Here is an 11,636-nt window from a genome sequence, read left to right as displayed (position 1 = left end):
ATAAGGGCTAAGCAACCAATTGCCTTGGCCTATTCAAGTTGGCAAAAAGCGCCAAAAAGACAAAGTTATAGGAGACATCCCACATATGCTGATCGATCCCTGCCGTCAAAACGACTAACAGTAGACAGATACTCCAATAGTAGAGTTTCTCTTGGCGGAAACGTGTAAATAGTAGGTAGAACAGTACGAACAGTAAAGCAAAAATAATGATTCCATGCATCATTAGCGTTCTAACATATGAAGAGTCGATATAAAAATAATCTACAACTTTAAAACCACCGCCAAAGCCGTTTTGATAGATATATTGACCCAGCAAAGGTACATTATAGTTATCAAAGGCTACTCTCTCTAAGATCAATCTACCTGACAAAAAACTATTGATCTTTTCTAGTGGCCAAAAACCCGGATGGTAGAAATATCCCATCAAAATGATGGCTAGTGCATATAAAATAGTGAACGCCTCGAGTAAATATGCTGGTATTTTAGCAAAGAGTGGGCTCAACTTAGGATAGACCGCTACACAGATCAGCAAAAATAGCATCAATAAAAGATCTATCCGCGTATCAGTCACAAAGTAAATTAGCGCCGTCAAAGCTAAACAAGAAATATACTCGGCTATATTGAGTTTGAACCGTTTGAGCGCCGTATAAGCTAACATCATAAAGAAACCGCGCGCCGCTAGATCAGTAGGATAAACAGCTCCTAATGAATAACGTACTGCAGGTGAACCGGCTCGCGTGATCATCACATTGCGGACACTTCCATTCAACGCAAAGATCAGTGATAGCGCGATCACAAGTAGATTGACCCAAATAAACAACTGCAATATCTTGTCAATGTCAATGTTTTTAGCCCCAACAATAAAGAACAACAGGTAAAAGATCTGATATTCATTTGCATTGGTTCCAACTGCAAATAATATGATCTCCAATAACATGAAGATCGTTAAATCTTGCCATTTATGGTCATCTAAAAAAATGATCTTCAAAGTGACAAAAAAGGCTGGAATGATCGATAAATAAAACAATGCTCTTTCTGAGAGCAAAAAATTAACTAGCATCGTGCCTTTCAACGACATCGCAAATAAATAGCATGTAAAACTCACAAAGTAAATAATGCTTCCCAAATTAGGGACTTTTTGTAAAAGCTTATTACTAAAACTATTTCTTAAATCTTCAACTCTATCCATGGTTATCCTTCCAAACTATCTAGTTTTTTGATCGCAGTTTTAATAAAGCGACCTTGGCGTAATTTTTGTGCTAAAGCCAAGGTATTTTGTTGCATCTCACGGTACTGTTCTGGTGTCATTTGTCCTAACACATTGCCTACTTCAGTTAAGCTTTCGACCACAAAACCCACATTATGCGTCACGATAAACTCAGCTAAGGCAGCCTCTTTCCACATGATAACAGGTAGACCGCTGCTCAAGTAAAGCGAGACCTTATGGGGATCATTGTAGCGCATATATTCACCAAACACGCCATTACATGTCAGCAAACTATCACCATCCCACACTAAGCCAAAATTTTGTGAGAAATGTTTGGCTAACTCATCAGGAGGATAGACCCCTGCATATTTGAGCGGTTCAGGGTAAGTTTTAGCTGGCGCTGGTCCAAAAAGTGTCAGTTCAAAATCCAAGGTCGCTGCTTTTTTCAAAAAATCAGCTTTGGCTAGATTCCCCGCAAATACCACACTCTTGGCAAAAGGCCGCTGCTCTACTAAAGGCGTTGGATTATAGTAGTCAAATAATCCCAATTCAACGATCGGGACATTCACGCCTTGTTCTTCCAACCAACTACGCATCTTAGCATTATGGGCGATGATCCCATCAGCTTGTTTGAACAGTGCTAACTCGGCTTGACTTTGGGCTTTATCGCCACCAAACAAGCGCAAAGTCTCAATGTCATGTATCAATAAATACAATTTTGCCTTTGTTTTTTGCTTGATCGCTTTAAACAGCTCATTTGTCAGATAAGCAGAGTAGATCGGATATTGCAACAAGATCACATCTGCTTGACTTTGTTGCAACATCTTAGGGATATAGTATTTACCGTAATAGATCTTTTTTAACTTAGCCCCGAAACTCTTATCTTCTGGATCCAAAGTGACTTTTAGCGGTAATGTTTGATAATCAGTTTCCGTCAAAAATTGCTCAACATCAGCCTTGGCTTTAGGTCCGGCATTGTTAGCTTGGGAATTTTCGACCGTTATGATATACTTGTTCATCTTATCTATTCCTTTATTCAGTTAATTGACTCCTAAATTATAGCATATTCAAAAATGCGATAGGCTTGAATTCCTACCGCATCCCTCTATCTGTTGAATTTTTGTTTGACCATTGCGGTTACTTGCGTCAAAGAAGTTGGTTTTAATAAGACGATCATGACCATATAGATGATGACGCCTAACACCACTTCGCTTCCGATCGACAAAATACTTGTCTTGATCAAATTGCTCATTGCAAAAACAGGGATAAACATCACTATTCCCGCCAAAAGATACTTAGGCACATTGATAAACATCTGCTTGAAATCAGCAATATCACGGATATACCACAACTGATAACCCGTTACTACTAATTCAGAGAGAACTGTTGCATACATCGCACCATTTAACCCCCAGAAGTAAATAAACGGTAAATTAGCCACGATATTAAAGAGTGCCCCTAAAACTACCGACGTCGTAAAAGCTTTAACTTTATTCGTTGGTAAAAGATACTGCGTTCCCACAGTATTGCTCCAAGCGATCAGCAAAATAACGACTGACTCGATCAACATTGCTAACCCAACCGGTCCAAAGCCCTTACCATAAAAATACGGTCCTAATTGCAAAGAAACAGCTGCTAGACCAAATGTCATCGCCACGGATAACAACGAAATAAAGTCAAATGAAGTATAAAGCATCTGATTGACGCGCTTATGATCGCCCTTAGCAAAGGCCGAGGCCATATGTGGCAACATTACCGTTCCTAGTGAAGTCGCCAACGTTAAGACCATTTTAACTATCTGATCAGCATTGAAATAAAAACCAGAATATTTCGAGCCGACCATCGCCCCTAGCATCGTCTTGTTGAGTTGGAGATAAACCGACGTTGCAATTTGTGGAATAAATAATGATACGGTCGGATTAAAATGTCTTAGCGGGTGTAATTGGCGTAATTTCACGGGTACCAAGATCTTGCGTAGATATGGCCATAAGACCCAGTTGCCCACTAAAGCTGACGCAGCTACGATAAAGATATATAAGCCAACATCATTGGCATCCCGAATAAAGGTGAAGATCAAGATCATCGAGCTGATCTTGATCACGGTATTTCTAATGACCGTACTCTTAAAGTCCTCGATCCCCATAAATAGCCATGAAATATCAAAGGCAACAGCAATAATGTTGATCGATTGGATCCAAAGATATTCAGTATACTCGGTATAGAACTGCAAAAAGATCACAAATGCAAAATAAGCTACCAATGTCGTCAAGGTTTTTAAGATCTGGATCTCCCAAAAAGTTTCTGACATCTTTTGCCGGTTTTCACGGACATAAGCAATTTCTCGGTTCCCGTAATAACCAACACCTAGCCCGGCGATCAAGACAAAGTACTGAATGATCGAGTTAGTATAAGCATTATCGCCGACCCCTGACGCATGTAAGACCCGACTGATATAAGGACTTGTGATCAACGGTACGATGATCGCTAACACTTGGTAGCCCGCATTATATAAATAGTTGCGGAGAACTTTCATCTTTAATCACCAAATTCTTGTTTAACTGTGGTCAAAGCGGCCGAGATCACTTGATCCATGTTGTAATAACGATATTGCCCTAAACGTCCACCAAAGATCACATTTTGAGCTTCTTGTTTAGCTAGATCTTGGTATTTAGTATAAAGCGCATTGTTCTTCTTATCGTTGACTGGATAGTATGGTTCATCGCCCCGTTTCCAATCAGCAGGATATTCTCGGGTTATAACGGTCTTATTCTTATCACCTTTACCAAATTCAAAGTGCTTATGCTCAATGATCCGTGTATATGGTGTCTTAGCATCGGTGTAGTTAACGACCGCATTACCTTGATAGTTATCAACGTCTAAGGTTTCAGTCTCAAACCGTAAACTCCGATATTCTAATTCACCTAGTTTATAATCAAAGAATTGATCGATCATCCCAGTGAATAAGACTTTATCGTAATCACTCAAGTATTGGTCTTTGTTATCAAAGAAATCAGTATTGGTTTTGACGGTGATGTTGTCGTGATCTAACATCTTTTCCACGATCTGTGTGTAGCCACCAACTGGGATCCCTTGATAATCATCGTTGAAATAGTTGTTATCGTAAGTCAAACGTACCGGTAAACGGCGAATGATAAAGGCTGGCAATTCAGTTGCCTTACGCCCCCATTGCTTTTCAGTATAACCCTTGATCAATTTTTCATAGATATCGGTACCGATCAACGAAATAGCTTGTTCTTCCAAGTTTTCGGGTGTCTTACCGTTCAAAACAGCACGTTGTTCATCGATCTTTGCTTGCGCTTCTTTAGGTGTGACTACTCCCCAAAGCTTATTGAAAGTATTCATGTTGAAAGGCAAGTTATAGATCTCGCCATTATAATTTGCCACTGGGGTATTCGTATACCGGTTAAATTCAGCAAATTGGTTCACGTAATCCCAAACTTTTTTGTTTGAAGTGTGGAAAATATGTGCGCCATATTGATGTACTTGGATCCCATTGACTTCTTTCGTATAAATATTTCCCGCTAAGTGGTCACGCTTTTCGATCACTGTAACTTCATGGCCACGCTTAGCCGCTTCATTGGCAAAGACAGCCCCAAAAAGTCCTGCACCAACAACTAAATACTTAGACATAATATGTACTCCTCCAAAGATATCTGATTTATCTCGTCTAATTAAACAAAAAGCCGTCACAATGACGGTAATTCCTTTTGCATTATACCACAGAAAAAAAACTTAGCCTACTTTCTTACAAAGTAGGCTAAGAAATTAAACATTATTCAGTATCGGATACTGGAGGTAAAACCGCTAATAAGGCTAATAAACTGATATTATACGATATATGCCAGAAATGATGATTGACCGCCATACTCAAAACGATCAATAAAATCGCGATCGCCAAGCCATAGTATTGCTTTTTAAACGCGCGATAAAGCAAATAGACTAGCAACCCTAACATAAACAATAAAAAGCCGACCCCAAACATCATCAGTGCTTGAACATACGCAGAATCGATAAAGTAATAAACTACGAAGCCCCGCGGATCTCCGTTGCCATTTTGATAGATGTATTGGCCAAATAAGTGGATCGGGTACTTTTCAAACGCCATATTTCCAAACAACAGTCGTCTTGATAACAAAGCGTCAAGTTGTGCATAAACTGGATCATAGGGATCAAAAAAATACGTCAGTAATAAGTTTCCAAAAGCATAAAGAACTACAAGCGCACTCGCACCTTTAACACCGATAAATTTAATGGCTTTAAAAACTGGCCTCCTAAAGTACATTGCTAGTAACAACAACAGCATCAATACTGCATCTAGCCGACTGTTAGTGACCGCAAAGATCAAGACTGCGATCAAGGCCATAAATCCTATCTCTTGACGTGAGAAAATAAAATCCCGTACTAGCGCAAAGGCCAGCATCAAATAGAAGACATGCGCCGCCAGATCAGATGGTGTTGCTAGACCTAAACCAGCTCGGACCACGCCTGCCCCTTCACGCCACATGATATTATTCGGAACAAGCCCTAAGGCCGCAGCCGCATAGACCAATAGGAGCATCGATAAGACGACTAAAATATATTTATTTAAAATTTGTTTAAAATTTATTCCATATGCACCAATGATAAATAGATACATAAAAAATGGATCCAGCTCATGCGCTTGTTTGCAAACGATAAACAAAAAACAAGCCCCAACTAAGATCGCTAGGATCGTATTGAATTTATGGTGATCAAAGAAGATGATCTTACAAAAAACCAATAATGCCGCTAATTGTGATAAACGTAATAAAACAACGATCGCACCTAGACCTAACGCCCGTGAGAGTGTCGTACCTGCCATAAAATTAACGATCAAATACAGGCTAAAACAAAACATGTAGAGCTGATTTCCCAGGTTATCTTTGTGTAACGCTAATTTTTCAAGCACCAAACAGCCTCCTAACTATTCTTCTTTAAAGGCCCAAAATCTTTGTCCTAGATAATTCAAGCCCACAAAAAAGACTGATCCAGCCAACATTGCTACGTTATTTTGCACATGTGCGTCGAAACCACTAAAGGCCCACACAGCAAGTGGTTTAGCCACTCCATAAGCGATCAGATAGCACACAGTGATATTTACAGTGAACTTGATCACGGTCGCTAAACTCTTGGATTTATTTTGGAATGTGAAATGCTTATTCAAAAAATAACTCAAAATACTGCCAAAAATATAATTCGAAGCCGATGAGACCCAATAACTGAAATGGAAAAAGTTATAGAAAACAAACATGATCCCCATCCCAAAGGCTGTATTAACGATCCCAACTAAAATAAATTTCAGCATCGTGGCATCAAATAGATTTTTCAATTTATTAATGATAATTATCAGTCCTTATTTTTATTCTTGAATTTACCGCTATAGTCATCAATTTCAATTGTATACCGTGGGCGATGTTTAACTTCAGTAAATATCTTTCCAACATATTCTCCGATAACACTGATACAGATCAACTGCACTCCACCGAGTACCCAGATCGAGGTCATCAAGGAAGTCCAGCCACTGATCACATTTCCTAAAACTTTTTGAATGATTGTATAGATAAACATGGCGATCCCCACAATAGAGATCACAAATCCCAGTCCCATGATCAACTTGATCGGTACCACCGAAAATGAAGTTATTCCATCTAACGCAAATTTTATCATTTTCTTGAGTGGATATTTAGACTCTCCTGCAAATCTTTCCTTGCGAGCATAGTATACTTTAGCGCTCTTAAAGCCAACCAGTGGGACCATGCCACGCAAAAACAAATTTCTTTCATCGAACTGTAACAGACTTTCAGTTGCCCGTTTGCTCAATAAGCGATAATCGGCAGAATCCGGGACCAGATCAACACCTAGTTTTTTCATCAAGGCATAAAAAGTCAAAGCAGTTCGCCGTTTGAAAATCGTATCTGTCTTCCGGCTATTTCGGACCCCATAAACGACATCAGCGCCTTCATGATATTTTTCGACCATCTTTGGGATCGCATTGATATCGTCTTGTAAGTCAGCATCGATCGTGATCAACAGATCAGCGTAAGCAACTGCCGTCGTCATTCCTGCCAGCAACGCATTTTGATGTCCATAATTACGACTAAACTTCAGACCTGAAACATATCCAAGTTCACTGCTGTATTTTGAGATAAGCTCCCAAGTTCTATCTTTACTACCATCATCGACAAATAAAATATTACTTTCTGAACTGACTTTTTTGTCCTGGATCATTTTTTCCAAAACAGCTCCCAATTCTTTTACAGTCTCAGGTAATACTTCCTCCTCATTATAACAAGGAACGATGATCGTTAGCATTTCCGCATCTTGCATCTTCTTTGCATCCCCCTAAATCAAATTTAATTATCAGTCTTTTTCTTGGAAAACTTTTTTGCGATCATGAGCACCAGCATCCCGAGCCAAGTGATCACGCTTACTGTGACTGACATTTTATCGATCAATGATTTTTCGTATTTAACTGTTATAGCTCCCGCATGAGTGTCCTTGATCATTATCATACCCGTTGCGCTCTCTTGATGCGCTAATTCTTTGTTTCCTTGATATACATGCAGATTTTTATAATTTGATATCGGCAACACGATCTGCTGCTTTTTCTCAAGGATTTTATCTTTATATTTCAATCCGTCTGGGATCGCTACTATTTTTTGTAAACTATACTTTTTACCATCAACAGTCGCTTGGTGATAAAAGATATCATCAAAATTTTCAACTGCTTTTTTCGTATTATATTGGTCTAAATACCAATAATGGCTTTTATCCTTATCGCCAGTATAAACTCTGACATCAATAAAGTTATCATCCGTCGTTGCTGTCGGTGAATTAATAAATTGCTTCGTTCCTGAATACCAAGTTCCTAACATTACGACCGTTGCGATCCCAACAGTCCCTACTTTTCTCAACTTACTATCCGGCAAGATCTTGCTGAAAAGTTCACCACCTGTAAAAGCTAAAAGAACTGATGCAAATGCTGATAGTCGAAAAGGAAACTGAATAACTTTAACGGGAGTATTCATCATTACTTCCCATGGAAAAACATTGGATGATACCACAAAGATCACAGATCCAACAACTAGACTCATTTTAGAAAATCTACTTAATTTATTAAAATTGATGTAGCCAAAAATGATCACCAATAAGAGTACTAAGCCGATACTATAGAGACCGCTTCTCTCAAAACTATTGGATAGCGAAACTAAAAAGATCCGATCTAACGGAAAAGCGGTGGTTGCCAAATTAGCTGGTGAGGGCTGATCATACTTTTGATACAGCTGTTGTTGTAAAAACGGCACCAAATAAATAGCAGAACTTGCCCCAAACAAAACCACTGCATAGCCCATTTTAAATAGACGTTTTTTCTTATCTGTCATCCAATAAAAGCCAACTAAAAATAGCACTGCCATGATCAAAACACATAAGAATGTACTTAATACGTGTGATAATAGGATAAACGATAAACCAAGTCCTAAATAAGGCCAATCTTTTTCATTTCCAAACATGACTGCGTAGAGCCCATATAATGCTAGCGGTATAAAGGCCATCGCCAAGTATTCACCTAGTGCAAAACGTACGAAAGCATCGATCGCACGATAGGCACAAAAGCCATAAATAACAGCACTGATCAATGCAATATCTTTACGCCGATAAATCTTATTCGTTACTAAATACATGAAATACATCGATAAGAAACTATAAAAAGCTAGCCCCGCATAAACACCATTTACCGTACTCTTTAAGATAAGACTCGCTATGGCAAATGGATATAGCGTAATTTGCGGATAAAATGCTCCTAATAAAAAGCCTGTTTCTCTAAAATTATATGTATACAACTGTGGAAAATAATTTCCTTGTAATATATTGGCAACCAACTCTTTTATCCGATTGATATGGTATGGCATATCATCACCGATATAAATTTGGTGCTGTGCTTGTAAAGGAATTACAAAGACTACACTAAGTAGCATTAAAAATGCTACGATCCATATGTTATCGTATTTCTTCAATACTTTTAACATCCCATAAAACTCACTTTCACCTATAATATTTACAACTATTATACTTTGAATTTTTGCATATTCCAACTGTCTGCCTAGATTTCAATAAATAAAACAAGCTCCAAAAATTCCAATAAAATGAAAACAGCTTAGGAGCCCGCGGTCAAAAAACATTGCTCCTAAACCGTTTCTATTCATAAACTTTTTTCGAGTTCCACTACTTCTTTTCTTTGATGATATAAACCGGTCGATTTTTGACCTCAGTAAAGATCTTACCGATATATTTACCAACGATCCCTAAACAAAACAGTTGGACCCCACCGATAAACAGCATGATACAGATCGTTGATGCCCAGCCACTAGTTGGGTCCCCGTGAAGTAGGTAACGGGCAATAATAAATAAGATCCCTAGTCCTGAGATAACTGAAGAGATAAAGCCAATAAAGGCCGCAATATCCAGTGGAAACTGTGAAAAATTCACGATCCCATCGATTGAATATTTAAATAAGCTCCAGAAATTCCAGCTAGTTTCCCCAGCGACTCGCTCTTGATTTTCGTAGTTTAAATATTTCGTTTTAAAACCGACCCAGCTAAAGATCCCCTTGGAAAAGCGATTATATTCACTCATTTCAAGGATTGCATCGACCATTTGCCGTGTCATCAAACGAAAATCCCGCGCCCCATCGACGATCTCGGTATCAGAGATCTTATTGATCAATTTATAAAACATTCGCGCAAAAAATGAACGGATCGGTGGTTCACCCGAACGGTCTACACGGCGCGTTCCAACACAATCATAGTCGGTAGTTTCCAAGATCTCAAGCATCTGTGGCAACATATCCGGTGGATCTTGCAGATCAACATCCATCACGGTCACGTAATCACCAGTAGCTTCGCGTAAACCACAATACAAGGCTGCTTCTTTACCAAAATTACGTGAAAAAGAAACATAGTGGACATGTTCTGGATCTCGGGTCTGTAATTTTTGCATCTCATTTAAGGTATTATCCGTGGAACCATCATTTACAAACCAGTATTCTAGTTCGATATTTTTTAATTTATCTTTTATTTTCTCGACCGCTTCATAAAATAGCGGTACTGATTCTTCTTCAAAATAACAAGGTACAATGATCGATAATTTTTTTGTCATTATTTTCTCCCTTGACTACCCTTTCTCATTAAATACCAAGTACTACTTAACAAAATGACGCCTATTAATGTTAATAAAGCACCTAATTTCAAGTGTACTACATGATATTCCATTGTAATATTATTTCTTCCTTTTTCCAAGGGAAGTGCTATTAGTGTATCGTCTAATAGTTTAGGCATAACTTCTTTTCCATTTAATTTTATTTGCCACCCGCTATCATATGGGATCGTCGTCTGCAAGTAGCGATCAGCTTGAGCATTCTCTACCACAAAATTAGCCTTACCATTCACTACCTTAGCTTTGACATGATCACTTTGTTGCTTGATCTCAGTCGTTACTTTAGATAACTGATCTAAGTTCAATAAATATAATTGTGGCGCATGAAACGCATTTAGATCATTGGTCTGAAGTTCAACATAGCCTTGGCTATCCGCAGTTGGCACATAAAATACACTTGGAGAAAGCCACCTACTATATACTTGTTGAAGCTTGCCGTTTAGATCTAGTTTTGTTCCATCAACGCCCCAATTCCAAGGAAGCGAACCATATACACTATAATTACCTTGTGGGAGCTTAAATTCATACCGAATCCCGTTAGCTGTCTGCACCTGCGTATATGACAGTGGCTCAAAGAGTTTTACCGGCTCAGCCATTGCTTTGGTATAAACTTCATTTGTATATTCAAAAGGATCTTGCCCTTGAGGTGCCTGGGCTACTCCCTTAGTTACAAATCCTAATGGCAAAGCATATGGATCTTGATAGACATCTTTTTCAGCTGCACTCGGCAATGACACTTTCTCCAAACCCTTGATCGGATATGGTGAAAGAACATATTTCACACCTAAAAAGGCATCTGTCGGTAAGATCGATGTGTTGACAACACTTATCCGCTCGCCTTCTGTCCGATACCCCATATCAGCTAATGTCTTCAACTGCATGCCACTTGGACTTGAAATATATGACGCTAGTGACCAATAGTTAAAGCCGTAAGCCTCATTATAGTTGGCCGTTATATTAACGTTAATATCTTCGCCTTTGGCTTTCGTCTGACTGATCCGATAGATCGCAGGATCATATTCTTTCAACGCAGCGATCTGTGCCTGTTGTTGTTTGACATAACTTCGGTAGCCACTGACCTCACTAAACATATCTTTTGTCAACAAGTATGTGTTATAACTAAGCTCACTACCGACTACTAAACATAGCGCAAGCACTATATATTTTTGATAACGTT

Annotated in this window: 10 protein-coding genes; all 10 read right to left on the bottom strand. The window is 38.8% G+C overall.

The window, feature by feature from the left end:
* Positions 1–7: 7 nt before the first annotated feature.
* Positions 8–1,189 (bottom strand): hypothetical protein, encoded by a 1,182-nt coding sequence (locus ABT996_RS04820; protein ID WP_035446779.1) that lies wholly within the window; start codon positions 1,187–1,189, stop codon positions 8–10.
* A 2-nt stretch (positions 1,190–1,191) separates the two neighbouring features.
* A complete protein-coding gene (locus ABT996_RS04815; RefSeq protein WP_035446777.1) occupies positions 1,192–2,226 on the bottom strand; it encodes a glycosyltransferase in 1,035 nt (344 codons plus the stop codon).
* A gap of 86 nt (positions 2,227–2,312) precedes the next feature.
* The gene (locus ABT996_RS04810; protein WP_035446775.1) at positions 2,313–3,740 is read right to left on the bottom strand and encodes a flippase; all 1,428 of its coding nucleotides are present in this window, start codon (positions 3,738–3,740) and stop codon (positions 2,313–2,315) included.
* Positions 3,741–3,742: 2 nt separating this feature from the next.
* Positions 3,743–4,858: a UDP-galactopyranose mutase gene (gene glf / locus ABT996_RS04805; protein WP_005918852.1), complete on the bottom strand. Its 1,116-nt coding sequence runs from the start codon at positions 4,856–4,858 to the stop codon at positions 3,743–3,745.
* A gap of 142 nt (positions 4,859–5,000) precedes the next feature.
* The gene (locus ABT996_RS04800) at positions 5,001–6,155 is read right to left on the bottom strand and encodes a hypothetical protein (protein ID WP_035446771.1); all 1,155 of its coding nucleotides are present in this window, start codon (positions 6,153–6,155) and stop codon (positions 5,001–5,003) included.
* Between the two features lie 15 nt (positions 6,156–6,170).
* The gene (locus ABT996_RS04795) at positions 6,171–6,551 is read right to left on the bottom strand and encodes a GtrA family protein (protein WP_035446895.1); all 381 of its coding nucleotides are present in this window, start codon (positions 6,549–6,551) and stop codon (positions 6,171–6,173) included.
* Between the two features lie 41 nt (positions 6,552–6,592).
* Positions 6,593–7,573, bottom strand: coding sequence for a glycosyltransferase family 2 protein (locus tag ABT996_RS04790; RefSeq protein ID WP_035446769.1), 981 nt, complete (start codon positions 7,571–7,573; stop codon positions 6,593–6,595).
* Positions 7,574–7,599: 26 nt separating this feature from the next.
* Positions 7,600–9,273, bottom strand: coding sequence for a putative glycosyltransferase family protein (locus ABT996_RS04785; RefSeq protein ID WP_035446767.1), 1,674 nt, complete (start codon positions 9,271–9,273; stop codon positions 7,600–7,602).
* Between the two features lie 196 nt (positions 9,274–9,469).
* The gene (locus ABT996_RS04780; protein ID WP_035446765.1) at positions 9,470–10,402 is read right to left on the bottom strand and encodes a glycosyltransferase family 2 protein; all 933 of its coding nucleotides are present in this window, start codon (positions 10,400–10,402) and stop codon (positions 9,470–9,472) included.
* A partial coding sequence (locus ABT996_RS04775) for a YfhO family protein (protein WP_349924632.1) occupies positions 10,402–11,636 on the bottom strand: 1,235 nt, incomplete at its 5' end. The genes ABT996_RS04780 and ABT996_RS04775, both read right to left, overlap by 1 nt.

It is taken from the genome of Ligilactobacillus sp. RTP31139st1_D10_RTP31139_211217, assembly GCF_040226755.1.
Lineage (GTDB): Bacteria > Bacillota > Bacilli > Lactobacillales > Lactobacillaceae > Ligilactobacillus > Ligilactobacillus animalis.
The sequence above is the reverse complement of the archived record's forward strand: the minus strand, read 5'-3'. Positions and strand labels throughout refer to the sequence as shown.